Source organism: Gaetbulibacter aquiaggeris (assembly GCF_044003965.1).
In the GTDB taxonomy this organism is placed as follows: domain Bacteria; phylum Bacteroidota; class Bacteroidia; order Flavobacteriales; family Flavobacteriaceae; genus Yeosuana; species Yeosuana aquiaggeris.
In genome coordinates this window covers 157,003-176,590 of the sequence record NZ_JBAWKC010000006.1, presented here as the reverse complement: position 1 = coordinate 176,590, position 19,588 = coordinate 157,003, and the positions used below count along the sequence as shown (strand labels likewise).

Annotated in this window: 21 protein-coding genes; 11 read left to right on the top strand and 10 right to left on the bottom strand. The window is 31.7% G+C overall.

Features of this window, described 5'->3' with window-relative positions:
- Positions 1-25 precede the first annotated feature (25 nt).
- Both V8G56_RS15760 and V8G56_RS15755 read right to left on the bottom strand, forming a co-directional pair.
- The gene (locus V8G56_RS15760; protein ID WP_395439422.1) at positions 26-1,474 is read right to left on the bottom strand and encodes a glyceraldehyde-3-phosphate dehydrogenase; all 1,449 of its coding nucleotides are present in this window, start codon (positions 1,472-1,474) and stop codon (positions 26-28) included.
- 140 nt (positions 1,475-1,614) lie between these two features.
- Positions 1,615-3,018 (bottom strand): S1C family serine protease, encoded by a 1,404-nt coding sequence (locus tag V8G56_RS15755; protein WP_395439421.1) that lies wholly within the window; start codon positions 3,016-3,018, stop codon positions 1,615-1,617.
- Between the two features lie 124 nt (positions 3,019-3,142).
- Between V8G56_RS15755 and dapF the strand changes: the two genes are divergently transcribed.
- The 5 genes from dapF (at position 3,143) to V8G56_RS15730 (ending at position 7,169) form a co-directional block, all read left to right on the top strand.
- Complete coding sequence (gene dapF, locus V8G56_RS15750) at positions 3,143-3,916, top strand: diaminopimelate epimerase (RefSeq protein WP_395439420.1); 774 nt, start codon at positions 3,143-3,145, stop codon at positions 3,914-3,916.
- Positions 3,913-4,437 carry a GNAT family N-acetyltransferase gene (locus V8G56_RS15745; RefSeq protein ID WP_395439419.1) on the top strand — a complete coding sequence of 175 codons (525 nt, stop codon included), beginning with the start codon at positions 3,913-3,915 and terminating at the stop codon, positions 4,435-4,437. Before dapF ends, V8G56_RS15745 begins: the two co-directional genes overlap by 4 nt.
- The gene (gene mltG, locus V8G56_RS15740) at positions 4,438-5,481 is read left to right on the top strand and encodes an endolytic transglycosylase MltG (protein ID WP_395439418.1); all 1,044 of its coding nucleotides are present in this window, start codon (positions 4,438-4,440) and stop codon (positions 5,479-5,481) included.
- 2 nt (positions 5,482-5,483) lie between these two features.
- A complete protein-coding gene (locus tag V8G56_RS15735) occupies positions 5,484-6,392 on the top strand; it encodes a DUF2279 domain-containing protein (RefSeq protein ID WP_395439417.1) in 909 nt (302 codons plus the stop codon).
- Between the two features lie 111 nt (positions 6,393-6,503).
- Positions 6,504-7,169, top strand: a complete 666-nt coding sequence (locus tag V8G56_RS15730) for a peptidoglycan-binding protein LysM (RefSeq protein WP_395439416.1) — start codon at positions 6,504-6,506, stop codon at positions 7,167-7,169.
- 11 nt (positions 7,170-7,180) lie between these two features.
- Here the strand turns inward: V8G56_RS15730 and V8G56_RS15725 are convergent, their stop codons facing one another.
- The 3 genes from V8G56_RS15725 to dnaA are packed head-to-tail and all read right to left on the bottom strand — an operon-like array spanning position 7,181 to position 9,850.
- Complete coding sequence (locus V8G56_RS15725; RefSeq protein ID WP_395439415.1) at positions 7,181-7,897, bottom strand: SAM-dependent methyltransferase; 717 nt, start codon at positions 7,895-7,897, stop codon at positions 7,181-7,183.
- 60 nt (positions 7,898-7,957) lie between these two features.
- On the bottom strand, positions 7,958-8,410 hold the full coding sequence (locus V8G56_RS15720) for a low molecular weight protein-tyrosine-phosphatase (RefSeq protein ID WP_395439414.1): 453 nt from the start codon (positions 8,408-8,410) through the stop codon (positions 7,958-7,960).
- 12 nt (positions 8,411-8,422) lie between these two features.
- Positions 8,423-9,850: a chromosomal replication initiator protein DnaA gene (gene dnaA, locus V8G56_RS15715; RefSeq protein WP_331633953.1), complete on the bottom strand. Its 1,428-nt coding sequence runs from the start codon at positions 9,848-9,850 to the stop codon at positions 8,423-8,425.
- Between the two features lie 196 nt (positions 9,851-10,046).
- Here dnaA and V8G56_RS15710 point away from each other — a divergent pair, with 196 nt between their 5' ends.
- Positions 10,047-10,457: an acyl-CoA thioesterase gene (locus V8G56_RS15710; protein ID WP_395439413.1), complete on the top strand. Its 411-nt coding sequence runs from the start codon at positions 10,047-10,049 to the stop codon at positions 10,455-10,457.
- Between the two features lies 1 nt (position 10,458).
- On the opposite strand, the gene V8G56_RS15705 is transcribed toward V8G56_RS15710, so the two are convergent.
- Genes V8G56_RS15705 through ribD form a run of 3 tightly spaced genes read right to left on the bottom strand, consistent with a single transcriptional unit; the run spans position 10,459 to position 12,682 of the window.
- Positions 10,459-11,067 carry an IMPACT family protein gene (locus tag V8G56_RS15705; RefSeq protein WP_395439412.1) on the bottom strand — a complete coding sequence of 203 codons (609 nt, stop codon included), beginning with the start codon at positions 11,065-11,067 and terminating at the stop codon, positions 10,459-10,461.
- Between the two features lie 3 nt (positions 11,068-11,070).
- A complete protein-coding gene (locus V8G56_RS15700) occupies positions 11,071-11,682 on the bottom strand; it encodes an HAD family hydrolase (RefSeq protein ID WP_395439411.1) in 612 nt (203 codons plus the stop codon).
- Positions 11,675-12,682, bottom strand: coding sequence for a bifunctional diaminohydroxyphosphoribosylaminopyrimidine deaminase/5-amino-6-(5-phosphoribosylamino)uracil reductase RibD (ribD, locus tag V8G56_RS15695; RefSeq protein WP_395439410.1), 1,008 nt, complete (start codon positions 12,680-12,682; stop codon positions 11,675-11,677). The genes V8G56_RS15700 and ribD overlap by 8 nt, the downstream gene beginning before the upstream one ends.
- A gap of 22 nt (positions 12,683-12,704) precedes the next feature.
- On the opposite strand from ribD, the gene V8G56_RS15690 reads away from it, so the two are divergent.
- From V8G56_RS15690 to V8G56_RS15670, 5 genes are all read left to right on the top strand, one after another.
- Entirely contained in the window at positions 12,705-13,199 is a 495-nt protein-coding gene (locus V8G56_RS15690; RefSeq protein WP_395439409.1) for a GNAT family N-acetyltransferase, read from the top strand.
- Positions 13,196-14,071, top strand: a complete 876-nt coding sequence (gene prmC / locus V8G56_RS15685; protein ID WP_395439408.1) for a peptide chain release factor N(5)-glutamine methyltransferase — start codon at positions 13,196-13,198, stop codon at positions 14,069-14,071. Before V8G56_RS15690 ends, prmC begins: the two co-directional genes overlap by 4 nt.
- The gene (ligA, locus tag V8G56_RS15680) at positions 14,068-16,062 is read left to right on the top strand and encodes an NAD-dependent DNA ligase LigA (RefSeq protein ID WP_395439407.1); all 1,995 of its coding nucleotides are present in this window, start codon (positions 14,068-14,070) and stop codon (positions 16,060-16,062) included. Before prmC ends, ligA begins: the two co-directional genes overlap by 4 nt.
- A gap of 88 nt (positions 16,063-16,150) precedes the next feature.
- A complete protein-coding gene (locus V8G56_RS15675; RefSeq protein ID WP_395439406.1) occupies positions 16,151-16,855 on the top strand; it encodes a hypothetical protein in 705 nt (234 codons plus the stop codon).
- 230 nt (positions 16,856-17,085) lie between these two features.
- Positions 17,086-17,835, top strand: coding sequence for a hypothetical protein (locus V8G56_RS15670; RefSeq protein ID WP_395439405.1), 750 nt, complete (start codon positions 17,086-17,088; stop codon positions 17,833-17,835).
- On the opposite strand, the gene V8G56_RS15665 is transcribed toward V8G56_RS15670, so the two are convergent.
- Together V8G56_RS15665 and V8G56_RS15660 are read right to left on the bottom strand one after the other, a co-directional pair.
- The gene (locus V8G56_RS15665; RefSeq protein WP_395439404.1) at positions 17,832-18,749 is read right to left on the bottom strand and encodes a bifunctional metallophosphatase/5'-nucleotidase; all 918 of its coding nucleotides are present in this window, start codon (positions 18,747-18,749) and stop codon (positions 17,832-17,834) included. The genes V8G56_RS15670 and V8G56_RS15665 overlap by 4 nt on opposite strands.
- 11 nt (positions 18,750-18,760) lie before the next feature.
- On the bottom strand, positions 18,761-19,519 hold the full coding sequence (locus V8G56_RS15660; RefSeq protein ID WP_395439403.1) for a 5'-nucleotidase C-terminal domain-containing protein: 759 nt from the start codon (positions 19,517-19,519) through the stop codon (positions 18,761-18,763).
- Between the last annotated feature and the right edge of the window lie 69 nt (positions 19,520-19,588).

Here is a 19,588-nt window from a genome sequence, read left to right as displayed (position 1 = left end):
TAAAAAAAAGTTTAGATGTTTTGTATTAGTAATAAGTGTAACGCCTAACTTTTGAAATGTATTTAGCTAATCTTATAACCTGATGGCTGTAACCAAATTCATTGTCATACCAAATGTAGAGCACCACATTTTTTCCATCAGCCCTTACAATAGTTGCTTTGCTGTCATAAATAGAAGGAGCCGAAGAACCCACTATATCAGTAGATACGAGTTCATCACTCATTTCATATTTTATTTGTTCAACTAAATCTCCTTCAAGAGCATATTTTTTTAAAACGGCATTGATTTCAGTTAAGGAAGTTGGCTTTTCTAGTTCTAAATTTAAAATAGCTAAGGAGCCGTTAGGAACAGGAACTCTAATAGCATTTGAAGTTAGCTTACCTTCTAAACTAGGTAGTGCTTTAGCAACAGCGCTACCAGCGCCTGTTTCAGTGATTACCATATTTAATGCGGCAGCCCGACCACGGCGGTATTTTTTATGATAATTATCAACCAAATTCTGGTCATTGGTATAGGCATGAATCGTTTCTAAATGACCACTTTTTATACCATAAGAATCTACAACAGCTTTTAAAACTGGGGTTATCGCATTTGTAGTGCATGAGGCGGCAGAAAAAATAGAAACTTTATCAGGATCATATTCTAAGTGATTAACACCATGAACAATATTTGGAACACCTTTACCTGGGGCAGTTAAAAGGACTTTATCGACACCTTTTGATTTTAAATGTCTGCTTAAAGCTTCTTGATCTCTATACGCACCGGTATTATCAATAACTAATGCATTTTTTATATGATATTTAGTATAATCAATATCTTCAGGCTGATTAGCAGAAATAATATGAACAGTGGTGCCATTAATGATGAGTGCATTATTTTTTAAATCTACTGAAACAGTACCAGAAAAATCGCCGTGTACAGAATCATTGCGCAATAAGGCGGCTCTTTTTTCAAGAGTGATTTCATCAGATTCTCCTCTGACTATAATAGCTCTTAATCGCAACTGAGTGCCTTTACCTGTTCTGGCCATGAGTTCACGAGCCACTAAACGGCCTATTCTTCCAAATCCATATAAAACCACATCTTTAGGTTGTATATCTGAATTTTTACCGGCATCTTTTAGTTTTCTAACAACAAAAGCCGTGGCATTGGAATATTTGCCACCTTCCAGTTGATATTCATAAGTGAGTTTTCCTATATCAAGTTTGGCTGGCGGTACGTCAAGGGTTTTAATGGCTTGGGCAATTTCAACTGAATCAAAAATAGAAATGGGTTTTTGAACAAATTTTCCGGCGTATTCATGCAAGTTCAAAATTTGGCTTACATTTTTGTCCATTAATTGGTTTCTAAAAAGAACCAGTTCAATGGATTTATCATACCAAAGGTCACTAATAATTTTAATAAATTCTACAGTAGCGCGTCGTCTGTCGGCTTGAAAGACGAGTTCTTTTTCATAAGTTTTGTTAAAACTCATTGTTAAAAGGTTTAGTTTGTTTTTAAAATTTTGGCAAAAATACTATATTTCAAACGTTTTCGTAGCGTGTTTTAATAAAAATATAAACCTCTTTAGAATGCACTAAAGAGGTTTAGAAATTAAAAATTTAATTACAGTTATTATCTAAAATTATAGCGTTCTTTTTCGCCATTTGTATTAATAAGTTCAATTCTTAAAGATTCATAAGACGATCTGTTTTTAAGAATATTTTGCGCATCATCAATCGTTTTAATTTTGACATCATTAATAGAAGTAATGATAGAGCCTTCTTCTACACCATTATTTTTCCAGTAATCGGCATATTTAGCATCCAACTGCACTATTTTGATACCGTTGGAAGCTTTTAATTTCTTTAAATCATCAGATTTTGCATTTTTAACTTGCCCAACCAGAGGCAATGTTATGGTGTTATTTTTAAATAAAGTAACAGGAATTGTTTTAAGTTGACCATCTCTGGAAATAATTAAGCTTACAACATCATTAGGTCGTTTAGCACTTAAATGACCTGTTAAATCTGAGAATTTTGAAACTTTAATATTATCAATCTCCTTAATAATATCCCCTTTTTTAAGACCTGCTTTTTCGGCTCCAGAATCTTCAACTACACTGTCTACATAAACACCTTGTGTATCGTTAACCCCTATTTTTTCTGCAATACCGCTATTTAAGGCGCCACCAGTTATTCCTAAAATACCATTTTGAACATTGCCGTATTCCATGATATCTTCAATAACTTTTCTGGCAATATTACTGGGTACAGCAAACGAGTAGCCAATATAAGATCCCGTTTGTGAAGAGATGGCCGTATTAATTCCGATAAGGTCACCATTAGTATTTACTAGGGCGCCACCTGAATTTCCTGGGTTTACCGCAGCATCGGTTTGTATAAATGATTGTGAATTACTTCCAGATAAATCTCTTGATTTAGCACTAATAATGCCAGCAGTAACCGTTGATGTTAAGTTAAAAGGATTGCCTACCGCAAGAACCCATTCGCCAATTTTAACTTGGTCTGAATCGCCAAAGGTTGCATATGGTAATGCGTCGTCAGCCTCTATTTTAATAAGAGCAATATCTGTTTTAGGATCAGATCCAATAATTTTTGCTGTATATGTTTTGTTATTGTTTAGAGTTACCGATAACTCTTGAGAATTGTCAATAACATGATTATTGGTAACAATATAGCCATCAGATGTGATAATTACTCCTGATCCTGTGCCTATTTGAGCACGTTGAGTACTTCTACCATAAAATAAATCTTCTAAGGTCATTTGATTAGAACTTACCGCTAAATTTTTTACATTCACCACCGTATTAAGACTTTTTTCAGCAGCAAGTGTTAAGTCTGGTGCATTATAAGCACTATTTAAATTGCTTGTATTATTTGTAGTTACAAATGCGGGTTGTATCTCAGAAGTAGTAAGAACCATGCTTTTGTTTTCCTCTAAAAATACTTTATAGGCTCCTAATGTTATGATTCCGCCTAATACTGAAACAACAACTAAAGTTAAAATCTTCTTCATAATTATTAGTTTAAATTTAATTGATTAACGATTAAAATTAAATAATTATTGAATGTTCATTTCAACTTTAACGATGATTTAACAATCCGAAAAACAGTTTATATTTATATATTTGTCATTAATTATGCTACAGACATTTTATAAATATCAAGGGACAGGAAATGATTTTGTGATGATTGATAATCGTCAGAAATTATTTGATAAAAGCAATACCAAACATATAGCGTTTTTATGTGATAGGCATTTTGGAATTGGAGCGGATGGGCTTATTTTACTTGAAACTCATGATGAAGTAGATTTTAAAATGGTGTATTATAATGCCGATGGGAATGAAAGCACCATGTGCGGAAATGGTGGACGTTGTTTGGTGGCATTTGCAAAGCAGTTAGGTGTAATTTCTAATAAAGCAACTTTTGAAGCTATTGATGGTTTACATTTCGCCGAAATTAAAAAGGGTATAGTAAAACTTCAAATGCAGGATGTACCTGCTATTGAGAAATATGATAATCATGTATTTTTAAATACAGGTTCACCACATCATGTGCAGTTTGAAGAGAATATTAAAGATTTTGACATTAAAACCAAAGGCTCAAAAATCAGATATGGAAGCCCCTATTTTGCGGAAGGTAGTAATGTGAATTTTGTTAAAAAAATAGAGGATGCTACATTTGCAGTAAGAACTTATGAGCGTGGCGTAGAAGATGAAACTTTATCTTGTGGTACAGGTGTTACAGCCGTGGCATTGGCCATGAATTATTTAGGCGAGACCAACCAAAATCTTGTGAAGCTGCAAACACAAGGTGGCGAATTGCAAGTGTCATTTAAAAAAGAAGGAGAAACCTATAAAAACGTGTGTCTTATTGGTCCAGCAACTTTTGTTTTTAAGGGAGAAATATGATTACATTAAAAGGAAAACATATTTATTTGCGTGCTCTAGAACCTGAAGATTTAGAGTTTATTCATACTGTTGAAAATGATGAATCGCTGTGGGAGCTAAGTAATACTATAACACCCTATTCTAAATTTTTAATTAAACAGTATCTGGAACATTCACATAAGGATATTTTTGAAGTAAAGCAGTTAAGATTAGTTATATCAAATCATGACGACATAGCATTAGGAATGATTGATTTATTTGATTTTGATTTTAAAAACAGTAGAGCAGGTGTTGGTATTTTGGTAAAGGAAACCAAAGACCGACAATTGGGCTATGGTAAAGAAGCACTTCAACTATTAATAAATTATAGTTTTACTCATTTAGGTTTACACCAGTTATATTGCAATATTTCTGAGGAAAATGAGGCCAGTATCAAATTGTTTAGAAGTCAAGGATTTAATAAAATAGGGCTCAAAGAAGATTGGAACTATGTTGATGGAACCTACAAAAATGAATATATATTCCAACTATTAAATAAATAAATGTACTTCAAAAAAATTCTTCTTTCTGTTGCACTCATAGGTTTAGTTGTATCGGCCTATTTTGCTTATTTTGTATATAGTGCTATGTTTAAACCAAACACAGCATTTAATAATGAGAGTGCCTATATTTATATTCCTACCAATGCATCTTATGATTATGTGCATGAAGAACTGGAGCCCTTATTAAAAGATATTAAAAAGTTTGATGCCCTCGCTAAACAAAAAAAGTACGTCACCAATGTTAAGGCTGGCAGATATCTTATAAAAAAAGGGATGAATAACAATGAGATTATCATTTCTATAAGAAGCAAAAATTCACCCATTAAATTGTCCTTTAATAATCAAGAAACCCTAAAAAAACTCGCGGGCAGGATTAGTATTCAGATTGAAGCGGATAGCTTGTCTTTATTGAATGCGATGTTAGATGAAACCTTTTTAAGTAAAAATAATTTTAATAATGCAACCGCTTTGGGTATGTATATTCCTAACAGTTATGAATTTTTCTGGAATACTTCTGCAGAACAATTTAGAGATAGAATGCTTAAGGAATATAATCGTTTTTGGAATGATACTCGTATTAATAAAGCCAAAGAAATAGGGCTTAATCCATCACAGGTCATTGCATTAGCCTCTATTGTTTATGAAGAATCCAAAAAAGCGGATGAGCAACCCATTATTGCGGGTGTCTATTTAAATAGGTTAAAAGTGGGCATGCCACTGCAAGCGGATCCAACCATAAAATTTGCCGCCTATCAACAGCCAGAAAACAAAGGGAAAGTTATAAGACGTGTTTTAAATGTTCATAAAGAAATAGATTCACCATATAACACTTATAAATATGCAGGGTTACCCCCAGGACTCATAGCTATGCCAGATATATCAGCAATTGATGCCGTTTTAAATTATGAAAAGCACGGTTATTATTATTTCGCTGCGGATGCTAATAGATTAGGCTATCATAAATTTGCAAAAACATTGACACAGCATAATGTTAATGCAAGAGAGTATCAAAGGTATTTGTCTTCACAAGGAATAAGGAATTAGTTTTGTTTGTTAAACTTAAATATTTTTTACCCTTTCTGTTAATATCCTATTTTTCTTTTTCTCAATCAAAATTCAACACGTTTTTAACTCCAAGTGATACCTTAAATAAGCCACGGCGGAATGCCGTTGCTATTTCTGAAGCTACTTTGGCTAGTATCGCACTTATAGGATTGAATCAATTATGGTATGCTGATTATGAAAAATCTCCATTGCATGCTATAAATGATAATAATGAATGGCTACAAATGGATAAGTTTGGACATGTATTTTCATCTTATCAATTAGGAAGATTTGGTGCTGATGCCCTTAATTGGAGTGGCGTAAGTGAAAAAAATCAATTGATCTATGGTGCTACATTAGGATTTGTCTTTCTCACAACAGTAGAAGTTTTTGATGGTTTCTCTAAAGAATGGGGTTTTTCGTGGAGAGATGTGTTGGCCAATGGCATTGGTACTGGGTTATATGTTGGGCAGGAATTATTATGGGATGAGCAACGAATTTCTTTAAAGTTCTCGTTTCATCAAACAAAATACGCTTCTCAAAACCCTGAGAAGCTAGGAAATGAATTTCAGGAGCAACTTTTAAAGGACTATAATGGACAAACGTATTGGTTAAGTGTCAATTTGAAGTCATTTTTTAAAGAATCTAAACTACCGCCTTGGCTCAGTATCGCCTTTGGATATGGGGCAGAAGGGATGCTTAGTGGTGTGAAAGATATTGACAATCAGTTGTTAACAAATACCAATAGGTACAGGCAGTATTACTTGAGTTTTGATGTAAATTTGGAAAAAATCAAGACTAATTCTCATTTTTTGAAGACTGTTTTGAGTATTTTTAATTCAATTAAAGTCCCATTTCCTACCCTAGAATTTAGCCAAAACGGGTGTGTATTTCATCTGTTGTACTATTAAAAAATACACATAATCGATTAGTTTTGACATTATTAAAAATTTGTGTAATTTTGCACGCTCAAATTTTCAAGCAATTTTATAATTATAATTTGCTGAAGAAATGTAGATTTTATGAAAAAAAGTATTGCAAGTTATTTAACAGTATCACTTACAATATGTGTTTTATTGTATGTTTCGCTTTCATCTGATAAAGCGATTGATTCGAGCAAGTACTCAACAGCAGGTTTAGTGTTAAATTATACAGTAAGCCAGAATGCGGAAACTAAACCTAGTGACTTAGCATTATTGACCGCAAATAAATCTTATTCTCCATATTTAGGAAAATCATTTGTAGGATTTAAAGAAGCTTTGGCTTTTAAAGAGTCTAGGGGGGATTACTTTACAGTGAATAGTTTTGGTTATTTGGGCAAATACCAATTCAGCACGGAAACTCTAAAATTAATTGGTATTTACAACTCTGACCAGTTCTTAAAAGATCCTGAACTTCAGGAAAAGGCTTTTATAGCCAATGTTGAACGTAATAAATGGATTTTACGTCGTGATATTAGAAATTTTGCTGGTAAAAAAGTAAATGGGATTTTAATTACGGAGTCGGGTATTTTAGCTGCGGCTCATTTAGCAGGTGCCGGAAGCGTTAAAAATTATCTAAGAAGTTATGGAACTGATAATTTTGCCGATGCTTATGGTACAACTATTGAGTATTATATGAAACGGTTTTCTGGTTATGACACCTCGTATTTAAAGCCAAATAAAAAAGCTAAAGCAACTTCCGCTTAGAGAAAAAATAATTAATTTTTATGAATTATAAATATTGTAGGTCTTTTATGAAGGTCTACAATATTTTTTTTCCATTCGTTGGCAGTTTGTGTTTTAATAAATTCTGTAGGTAAGGTAATGTCACAAGCCACACAAATAGAGGTGTTTGGCTCGAGAGTATTACAAAGATCTTCAAGGAGCTTATTATTTCTGTAGGGTGTTTCAATAAAAATTTGGGATTGATTGTGTTCAAATGATATTCTTTCCAAACGTTTTATTTCTTTTTTTCTTTCATCTTTATTAATAGGTAAGTACCCATTAAAAGCGAAGCTTTGACCATTCATTCCCGAACTCATTAAAGCCATTAAAATGGAAGAAGGTCCTACTAAAGGAACTACCTTAATATTGTTTTGATGAGCCATTTTAACCACCTCGGCTCCTGGGTCTGCAATACCAGGACAACCTGCTTCTGATAGGAGTCCCACATTGATACCCTTTTCACAGGGATCTAAAAATTCTGGAATTAAATTTGGGTCTGTATATTTGTTGAGAATGAATATTTTTAAGGATGATTGTGATTTCCCGGAATTAATTTTCTTTATAAATCTCCTGGCTGTTTTTTCGTTTTCTACGATATAAACGTTAGTCTCTTCAATAGTTTTTTTAACAGAAATAGGTAATACTTCTAATGGCTCATTGTCTCCTAGTGTAGTTGGTATGAGGTAAAGTTTTCCTTTAATTATAGTCATAATAAAAAATTTCTGAAAAGTTCTAAACTAAAAATACTAAATATTTTAGTGGAAAAATAACTAAATCAATGAATTGGCAATAATAGTACAGGCTTCATCGAGCATTTTATAAACATTTTCAAAACCATGATCTCCTCCATAATATGGGTCTGGAACATCATAGTTTTGATTAGGATAAATTTCGTTTAAAATAAATTTAACTTTGCTTGTGTCTTGTTCATTTCTGGCAATTGAGATGACATTTCTGTAATTGGATTCGTCCATTACATAAATTAAATCAAAGGTATCAAAGTCTTTGACGCTAAATTGACGCCCTTTTAATTTTGAAATATCAATACCATATTTTTTGCCCACTGCAATGGATCTTGGGTCTGGTGGATTTCCAACATGGTAATTGGCGGTTCCGGCAGAATCTATAAAAAATATGCTTTCTGGAAGTTTTGATTTTAGAATACCTTCAGCTAATGGTGAACGGCAAATATTCCCAAGGCAAACCATTAAAACTTTAGTCATTACAATGAAATGTTAAACGGATAGTTTTTTACTAATATCTTCAACGTATTTTCTGAATTGTTTATCAGTTGAAGATAAATTATCTACTGTTTTACATGCATGAAGAACGGTTGCATGATCTCTTTTTCCTATTTGAGACCCTATACTTGCTAATGAGGCTTTTGTGAATTTTTTAGCAAAAAACATAGCTAATTGTCTGGCTTGAACAATGTGACGCTTTCTGGTTTTAGATTGTAATGTATCAACATCCATTTGAAAATAATCTGAAACTATTTTTTGAATGTAGTCAATAGAAACTTCACGCTTCGTGTTTTTAACAAACTTTTCTACAATTTGTCTAGCTAAATCAAGTGTAATCTCTTTTTTATTGAATGACGATTGCGCAATTAGAGAAATAATAGCACCTTCTAATTCTCTGACATTCGATTTGATGTTCTTCGCAACAAATTCAATAATATCATCTGGCATATCAACACCATCTCGATATAATTTATTTTTTAAAATTGAGACGCGAGTTTCAAAATCCGGATTTTGTAATTCCGCCGAAAGCCCCCATTTAAAACGCGACAATAGGCGTTGTTCAATATCCTGCATATCAACAGGGGCTTTATCACTTGTTAAAATAACCTGCTTGCCATTTTGATGTAAATGGTTAAATATGTGAAAGAATACGTCTTGAGTACCTGATTTGCCAGAAAGGAACTGTACGTCATCAATAATTAAAACATCAATGATTTGATAAAAATGAATAAAATCATTCCTGTTATTTTTCTTTACTGAATCAATATATTGCTGTGTAAATTTTTCTGCTGAAATATATAAGACCGTTTTTTCTGGATATCTGTCTTTTATATCAACACCAATAGCATGGGCTAAATGAGTTTTACCCAATCCAACACCTCCGAATATAAGCAAAGGGTTAAATGAGGTGCCTCCTGGTTTGGTGGCAACAGCCAACCCCGCACTACGCGCTAATCTGTTCGAATCACCTTCTAAGAAGTTTTCAAAACTATAATTAGGATTTAGCTGAGATTCTATTTTTACATTACGTATACCTGGTATAACGAAGGGGTTACGTAATTCTGGATTCTTATTATTAAGAGGGATGTCTACTTCTTGAGCTCTTACAGCTGATCTATTTGAACTTGGGATTTTTTCAGTAAATGGCTGTTTGTTACCATAGGTGTTTTCCATTTTTATAATGTAAACAAGTTTCGCCTTTTCACCGAGTTCTTTTGTTAAGGAGACTTTAAGGATCTTTACATAATGTTCTTCAAGCCATTCATAAAAGAATTTACTAGGTACTTGAATACTCAAAGCATTATCTGCTAGCTTAACTGCCGTAATTGGTTCGAACCAAGTCTTGTATGCTTGCGGTTGAATATTATCTTTTATGAATTCAAGACAGTTATTCCATACCGATTGCGCAGTTTTACTCATTAATTTTGCTTTATGGTTTGTTAGTTAGATTATAAATCAGAGAAGCTTATTCTCAATCCCTTTTTAGTTTGACAAATATGTGAACAAATTTCTTAAAAAAAAAATCATTTACTATTGAATATTAAGAAATTTTTCCTCATGTTTAATGTTTAGCCGAAAGTACAAAAAAAAATTTTAACGATTCCTGTTTTATGTCATGAAAAATCAATTAAAATACGATGAAATACAAATAAGAGTTCGTTATGGAGAAACTGATCAAATGGGTGTCGTTTATCATGGGAATTACGCACTATATCTAGAAATGGGACGAATTGAATGGTTGCGAAAATTAGGGATATCTTATAAAAAAATGGAAGAAAATGGCATTATGTTGCCAGTGGTTTCAATGTCTCTAAACTTTAAAAAATCAGCATGTTATGATGACCTAATTAATGTGAAAACGCAACTCAAAAATAGGCCTACAGCGAAGATTGAGTTTGACTATGAAATCACTGGTGAGAATGGTCAGATAATTGCCTTAGCGAATGTGGTTTTGGCTTTTATTGATATGAAAACGAATAGACCTGTGAGAGCGCCTCAATATATATTAGACCTATTTAATGATTAATTTAAATCTGTTGAATGGTCACTTCATATAAATTTTCAAATATTTCTAAAACATTGTGAGCTTCTTTTTTTCTAATGGATAACATGATCTGGCAGTTTAATTCTAACTTCTGATTTGTTATATCTAAGTTTTTTTCCTTGATTACTCTCATGACTTTATTCATGTTTTTATAATCAAAGCTTAATAGAAAATGGATATTTATTGTTTTTTCAATGATCTCAGAACATTCTAATGCTAGTTGGGCCGTAGTTTTATAAGCGGTAATTAAACCACCTACACCTAATTTTGTACCTCCAAAATATCTGACAACCACTATTAAAACATTGGTTACTTCAAAAGATTGAATTTGTCCATAAATGGGCATGCCAGCGGAATTATTTGGCTCACCGTCATCATTTGCTCTAAAGACTACAGTTTCAGTTCCTATTTGATAGGCATAACACCAATGTCTTGCTGTATGATGTTGTTTTTTTAATTCTGCTAGATGAGTTTTTACTTCATCTTCATTTAAAACAGGGAAAACATATCCATAAAACTTACTGCTCTTATCTTTAAATAAGACTTCTTTAGATTGTTTTATAATGGTTTTATATGTGTCTTTTTCAGTCAATAGTTAAAATAATTCCTTTTTTGTTTTAAAAAGGGTGGTAATATCTTCGTTAGTGGGATTTAAATTCCAAACATGATAACCTAATTTGGCAGCTGTTTTAATGTTATCCGCGTTATCATCTATGAATAAGGTATTTTCAGCTTTAATTTTGTTTTCTTTTAAAACAAATTCAAAAATATCAGCATTAGGCTTTCTTAAATTAATCTCATGAGATAGGTAAAACGTATCAAAGCAGTCTTTGAAACTATCATAAATAGAAATGTGTTTTTTAACCCAATCAATATGAAGTTCATTAGTATTACTTAACAGGATGAGTTTATAATTTGATGTTTTTTTTAAGTTGATTAAAAATTCTAAACGGTCTAAAGGAAAATCCTTCAACATAAAGTTCCACGCTTCAATAATTTGTTCTGAACTTAAATGCGTAAAATTTTCTGTATAAAACGCAATAAATTCTTCTGTCGAAATTAAACCTTGTTCATATAAAGAATTGACAGCAGTGACTTCTTCTGGTATCTTTTTAATTTTTAATATCTTAAGGCTATTATTTAAGGCGCCTTCCAAATCAAGATTTAAGAAAATATTTCCAAAATCGAATACTAAATTTTTAATCATTTAAATATATTTTTAAAATATCCTCTTTAATAAATCTCTCCGAAATTAACTTACCCGAAAAAACGGGTGTTTTTATACCTTGTTTATACAAAGCATCTCCAGCAAAAATCCGTGCTTCATCCCATAAGTTGGTATCAATAAAGGTTTGCAGGGTTTTGCTTCCCCCTTCAATAATAACCGATGTAATTTCGTTTTCAAACAATAAATTAAGGATTTGTTCAGCTGTATTATTTTGTGATTTATTAATTAGGTTGTTATTGATAAGTATGGTTTTGGCTTCATTATTTAAGATATTGTACTTTTTGCTTAACTCGTTTTTTTTGTCAATAACTATTCTAATTGGGTTTTCTCCGGTCCAGTCTCTAACTGTTAAGCTTGGATTGTCATCAAAAACGGTCTTGGTTCCAACTAAAACAGCGTGTTCTTCAGCGCGCCATTTATGAACTAATTGTCTGGAATATTCGTTAGTAATCCATACAGGTTTTAATGTATCTTTGGTAGCAGGAGCAATAAAGCCATCTTTAGTCTCAGCCCATTTCAAAATAACATAAGGACGTTTTTTATTGTGAAACGTAAAAAAGCGTTTATGATGTTCTTTGCAGGCGTTCTCTAAAACACCTACAATGACCTCACAACCAGCATTCTTAAGCCTTTCAATTCCTTTACCTGCTACTTTTTTATTATCATCAACACATCCAATAACAACTTTAGGAATCTTATGTGCAATTATTAAATCACTGCAGGGTGGCGTTTTTCCGTAATGGCTACAAGGCTCGAGCGTAACGTAAAGTGTAGCTTGATTTAATATTGATTTGTCCTGAACAGAATCTATAGCATTTACTTCTGCATGATTACCGCCATATTTACTTGTAAAACCTTCGCCAATAATATTATCTTTATGAACAATAACACTGCCAACCATGGGATTAGGACGTGTTGTTCCTAAGCCATTTTTAGCAATTTCTATACATCGTTTTATGTATTTTTCATGTATATTCACACCGCAAAAATAAGATTAAAAAATGGGGTTAAACAATTTCATCATCAGAGAAATTCGGCCTAATGATAATGCGCAAATAGAAAGTGTTATAAGGGCATGTTTTCATGAGTTTAAAATACCATTGGTTGGTACCGCATATGAAGATAAAGAAACGCCAAATATGTTTGAATCTTATCAAAATGAAAAGGAAGCCTATTTTGTAATAGAGGTTGATGGTGAAGTTTTAGGAGGTGGGGGTGTTAAAGCTCTCAAGGACTATGATTCAACTGACGTATGTGAAATCCAAAAAATGTATTTTTCACCAAAAGTCAGAGGAAATGGTTTTGGTAAACTTTTGTTTGATAAATGCATGCAAAAGGCCAAGGAACTAGGTTATAAAAAATGTTATTTAGAGTCAGCTCCTCAATTAAAGGCAGCTATTCATATTTATGAATCTTTTGGATTTAAGCATTTAACCGGAGCATTAGGAAATACAGGTCATTTTTCATGTGGCGTTTGGATGATTAAAGATTTATGAAATTAAAAGAGTTAAAAGAATTATTTAAAAAGGAACTAGGAGGCTTATATGATGTTGAAGAGATTGATAGTTTCTTTTATATTCTTATTGAACGTTATTTAGGATTAAAACGTATTGCTTTAGCATTAAAACCTGAGCTTTCTTGTTCTGAAGAAGATATGGAGCCCATTTTTAAAGCCTTTGAAGATTTAAAAAGGGAAATTCCGATCCAATATATTCTTGGTGAAACAGAATTTTTTGGATTACCCTTTAAAGTGAATTCAAATGTGTTAATACCAAGACCTGAAACTGAAGAGTTAGTAGATTGGATTCTTAATACACAAAAGACACTTTCAAACAATAATAAACTCCACGTTTTAGATATTGGTACTGGAAGTGGATGCATTGCAATATCATTGGCCAAAAACATAAATCATGCGCATGTATATGCTTTAGATGTCAGTCATGAAGCTCTTGAAGCAGCAAAAAAAAATGCTACATTGAATCACGTTTCTATTGAGTTTATTGAGGCTAATATTTTAAAGCCAGAAACCTGGAATACTGCATTTAAAGACTTGAAATTTGATATTATTGTATCCAATCCGCCCTATGTGCGTGCATTGGAAAAAGCGCAAATGAAGTCTAATGTGGTAAATAATGAACCTCATGTCGCATTATTTGTAGAAAATGAGGACCCCTTAATATTTTATAGAGCCATCACAAAATATGCTGTTGATAATTTAACTGATAAGGGCTATTTGTTTTTTGAAATCAATGAGTATCTTGGAAAACCAATGACGCAATTATTAAAATCATTTAATTTTAATGCCATTGAATTAAAACAGGATATTTTTAAAAAGGACAGAATGATTAAAGGAATAACGAATAAATGACTATAAAAGAACAAATACAGAAACTGAGAATAGAATTAAGTGAGCATAATTACAATTATTATGTACTAGATAAGCCTACAATTTCAGATTATGAGTTTGATATAAAGCTTAAAGAACTTCAAAGTTTAGAAGCTAAATATCCGGAATTTTTTGATGCTAATTCGCCAACGCAAAGAGTTGGAGGTGAAATAACCAAGAATTTTGAAACTATTCCTCATGAGTTTCGCATGTTTTCTTTAGATAACTCGTATTCAAAGGAAGATTTAAATGATTGGGAGGCTAGAATAAAAAAGTTAATTGATGGAGATATTCAATACACCTGTGAACTTAAATATGATGGTGCCTCCATCAGTTTAACTTATGAAAACGGACTTTTAGTGAGAGCCTTAACCAGAGGTGATGGATTTCAAGGAGATAATGTAACGGCCAATGTAAAAACCATAAAATCTGTGCCTTTAAAACTAAAAGGCGACTTTCCTCAAAAATTTGATATTCGCGGTGAGATTGTTTTGCCTTTTGAAGGTTTTAATAAAATGAATGAAGAACGCATTGAAATTGGTGAAGAGCCCTATAGGAATCCAAGAAACACGGCTTCGGGAAGTTTAAAACTACAGGATAGTGCTGAAGTTGCCAAAAGACCTTTGGATTGTTTGCTATATCATATTATAGGAACTAACCTTAATCTGAAAACGCAATTTGAAAGTCTGGAAAAAGCCAGACAGTGGGGTTTTAAAGTGCCCAAGGCAGCAAAATTATTAAGTTCCTTAGATGAGGTTTTTGAGTTTATTAATTATTGGGATGTTCATCGTCACGATTTGCCTTATGAGACCGATGGCGTAGTTATCAAGGTTAATAGTTTGGCACAACAGGAAGAATTAGGTTATACTGCGAAATCCCCACGTTGGGCAATGGCCTATAAATTTAAAGCGGAGCAAGTTTCAACCAAATTGAATAGTATTTCTTATCAAGTAGGAAGAACTGGGGCTATTACACCGGTAGCCAATTTAGAACCTGTTGAATTAGCAGGAACTATAGTAAAGCGCGCCTCTTTACATAATGCTGACCAAATAGAAAAGCTTGATGTAAGATTAGGAGATGAGGTTTTTGTTGAGAAAGGCGGAGAAATTATTCCTAAAATTATTGCGGTTGATTTAAGTAAAAGGAAGTCTGATTCAAAACGCACAGTTTATATTACACATTGTCCAGAGTGTCATACTGAATTGGTAAGGCAGGAAGGCGAAGCACAGCATTATTGCCCTAATTACAATGGGTGTAAACCGCAAATCATAGGTCGTATTCAACATTTTATTTCCAGAAAGGCCATGGATATTGAAGGTCTTGGTGGTGAAACTGTGGCTTTACTGGTGAATGCAGGCCTTATTAATAATTATTCAGATTTGTATGAATTAACTAAGGAGCAAGTAATCCCATTAGAGCGGATGGCTGAAAAAAGTGCAGATAATTTGGTAGAAGGCATTAATAAATCACGAAGCATACCTTTTGAACGTGTATTATATGCTTTGGGGATACGTTATGTTGGAGAAACAGTAGCTAAAAAACTGGCCAAGCATTATAAGAGTATTGAAGCATTGTCAAAAGCGTCTCAAGATGATTTAGTTAATGTAGATGAAATTGGAGTGAAAATTGCGGAAAGTGTTCAAGAGTTTTTTAAATCAGAAGCTAATATTGAAATAATTGATAGATTAAAACACTATGGCTTACAATTAGAAATATCAGCAGAGCAGTTAGAAGGTCAAAGTGATAAGTTAAAAGGAGAAATAATTGTTATTTCAGGAGTCTTTGAAACTATCTCAAGAGATGAATTAAAAAAACTTATTGAAGATAATGGCGGTAAAGTGAGTAGTTCAATATCTTCAAAAACCAGTTTTATTGTTGCTGGAGATAATATGGGCCCAAGTAAAAAACTAAAGGCTGAACAATTAAATATTTCTTTAATAAATGAGTACGAATTCTTACAAAAAATAAAATAAAGTGAAATAAAAACGATAAAATGTAATTTTTTAACGATTAATTGTAAATAAATTTTTATATTTGAACTTTAATCATAAAATAATAGTCATGAATAAATTAAAAGTCATGGTTAGTTTAGTATTATTAGTTTATTTAGGATTTGTTGTTTTTCAATTTAGTAGCAATGAATATTGGGCTAATGCTTTTGATGCTATTCTCCTGCCCTTAATAAGCATAGCCTACTTTCAAGGCAACAAAAGACCAAATTTCTATTTTTCTGTGTTTTTGATTTGTTATTCTGTTTCAGACTTAATGGTTTTTATTCTTGATTTTATTCCATATTCCTACTTTTATTATGTAGGCAATGGTTTATATATAATTGCTTACATGGCACTATTTATAAAAATTGTAAAATCACTTTCTTTTCAGCATATCTTTAAAAATTTTAAACTGCATCTTTTTGTTTTAACAGCATTAAATATTTATATAGCTTATGTTTTGCAGAATATTGTAAATCCTTATGTTGGAATGACTAATGAGTATTTTGTTGAAATTGCTTATAATGTAAGTATGCTTCTCGTGCTAACTGCTTCCTTGTTAAATTATTTTTACAGAGATGATAAAAAATCCTTATTAATCTTTTTGGGATCTATGGCGATTGTTTTTTCAGAAGTTATAGGTGTTGCTTATATGTATGTAGCCCAACAAAATCTTTTAAATTTCTTAGTGACTACCCTAACTCTATTGGCTTTTTATTTTTATTTTACACAATCAAAATTAAGTAATGAAGAAGTCAACCAGTTGGTTTCTTAATAGTATTTTTTATCAAGTAATATTTTTTAAAATTAGCTGAATTATTGCTGTTGGCAAAAAACAACTAAGACAATTCAGAATAATAGACCATAGCTGTTCTTAATTGTTTTATATAACTTACTTTAATTAAATGTTAACAAAAAATGTATTGCAACGATAAAAACATTAATTACGTCGACTAAAATAATTAATTTACTATATTTGATTAACCTAGCTAATGTGATTGAATTATGAAAAGCCTATTTAAATTTAGTGTCAATAAGGTCTTTTTAAGCGCTTTGTTTCTTTTAATCATTTTGAACATTGTTGGAACATTTAGTGAAAATGCCTTGTTATTAAATTCTACAAAACCATTATTTGTACCTGTTTTTTTAATATTCTTTTTGATAAAGGATAAAACGATCAGTGTTCCTTTTATTTTATTCTTATTATATTCTTTTTTAGGAGATTCAGCCTCCATGTTTTTTGCTAATGATACTTTTATCAAAGCCTCTTCTGTAATGTACTTTTTAAGTTATTTGTGTTTGCTTCATTTTATGATACGAAAATTTAAATTAGTCGAGTTTAATAAAGTTATTACTCTTTATTTGGTAGTAGTCGTTATGATTAATATGTATTTTTTATATACAGTTTACGAAATATTAAAATCAATTATTCCAGATAGTTTAGAGGTGTTTTTATTTGGAATGAAGAGTATTTCTTTGATAGTATTAGTTGTTATTGCTTTCGGCGTTTATTTAAATTCAGAAACAAAATTATCTATATTGTTTTTGATTATGGCGATAAGCTTTGTATTTAGTGATATTCTCAATTATGTAAGTCAATATTATGTATACCACTGGAGTTTTATAATGCTAGACAGAATATTGCACGTGATTGGTTTATACTTCTTATTTAATTATATTATTGAATACAATAAAATCCCTAAAATTCAGGTTGTTAAAGAAGAAAAATTTGTCGCAAAAAATATCTTAGTCTAAACTATGATAGAAATACCATTGGCCGTTTTGTTTTTATCAGAATCAAAATAAAAATCAATTTTACCTAAGTTTATTCCATAACATCCAACTTGATTTACAAGGATGTTTTTTCCTTCAAGGTTTTTTACAATGGTAGGTTTTTGTAAAAAAGTATGGGTATGACCGCCAATAATTAGATCAATATCCTTTGTTGCTGCTGCAAGTTTTAAATCACTTATTTTATCAATTTCATTTTTATAATGATACCCCAGGTGTGACAGACAAATGATTAAGTCACATTGCTCGTCATTTTTTAATTTTCTTGTGATGTCTTGAGTAATTTCAATAGGATCAAGATATTTAGTTTCTTTATATAAAAAAGGGTCAACTAATCCTTTTAATTCAATTCCAATACCAAAAACACCAATTTTAATCGTGTCTTTTTCAAAAACCCTATAGGGTTTAACATGCGTATTCATTTCAGTATTTGAAAAATCATAATTGGCTGATAAAAAATCAAATTTAGCATGTGGCAGTTGTGCGTACAGACCATTGATACCATTATCAAAGTCATGATTTCCAATGGTAGCAGCGTCATATTTTAGCATACTCATAAGTTTAAATTCAAGCTCACCGCCATAGTAATTAAAATAAGGAGTCCCTTGAAAAATATCACCAGCATCAAGCAGTAAGGTATTTGGGTTTTCCTCTCTTATGGATTCAATTAAAGTAGCCCTTCTTGCAACGCCACCTTTATTGGCATTTCTGGCATCTTCAGGACCAAAAGGGTCAATATGACTGTGTACATCATTGGTGTGAAGGATTGTTATTTTTTTTGATTCTGTACTGGATGTAAAAGATGATAAACCTATACCTCCAAGCGAAATTAAGGCAGTTCCAACAGACACATTTTGTATAAAATCTCTACGCTTCATTGTTAATCATTTTATTTAATTTGAATAAATCTGTCATCAATTACGGGATTAATGGTATCCACTTTTTTGAAATAATCAATAAGGACATTTCTAATTTTATAATCTAAATTATATAATCCCTCATTAGGTTTAAAAAAGGTCATATTACCTCCTCCGTTATATAAATAATCATTGGTTGCAACATAATAGGTTTTATTAGTATCAATATTATTACCCTTAATGGTAGCGCTTAAAACATTAAAATTTTTATCTACAGATAATTTAAGTTGAGATATAGGATTTGCTACTTTATTTTGAATTAAATAGTTAATTAAACTATCTATTTGGCTCCCTTTCAGTGATACCACAACTAAACTATTTTCAAAAGGCATAAGTTCAAAAGCAGTTTTAGCAGTGATATTACCTTTTGAAATTATAGAACGAATGCCTCCGTGATTTAAAATAACCAGATCAATATCTTTTCCAGTTCTTGATTTAAAAACGGGATTTGCCTGCTCATAAATGGCATCAGCCATGAAATTTCCAATAGCAGTATTAAAACGGCCATCACTTTTTGTATAGGTGTCAACAGCATAAGCTAAAATGCTATCTAAGTCTTTCGTGATATGCTCTCTATAAGGTTTAATAAAACCCTCAATTTCGGTGTTAGATGGAAGGCTATCATTAATAGTAATTTGACGTCCTTCTATCTTGTAAAGATGTTTGTTTTGCTCTTTACAACTAATGGCAGATAAGACTAATAGAGATAAGATGAATTGCTTATAGTTCATAATTTAAACTAATAAATTTTACAAATATTTTGTAACTAGTTTTGTTACCTTTGTCCAAAGCATAAAGAT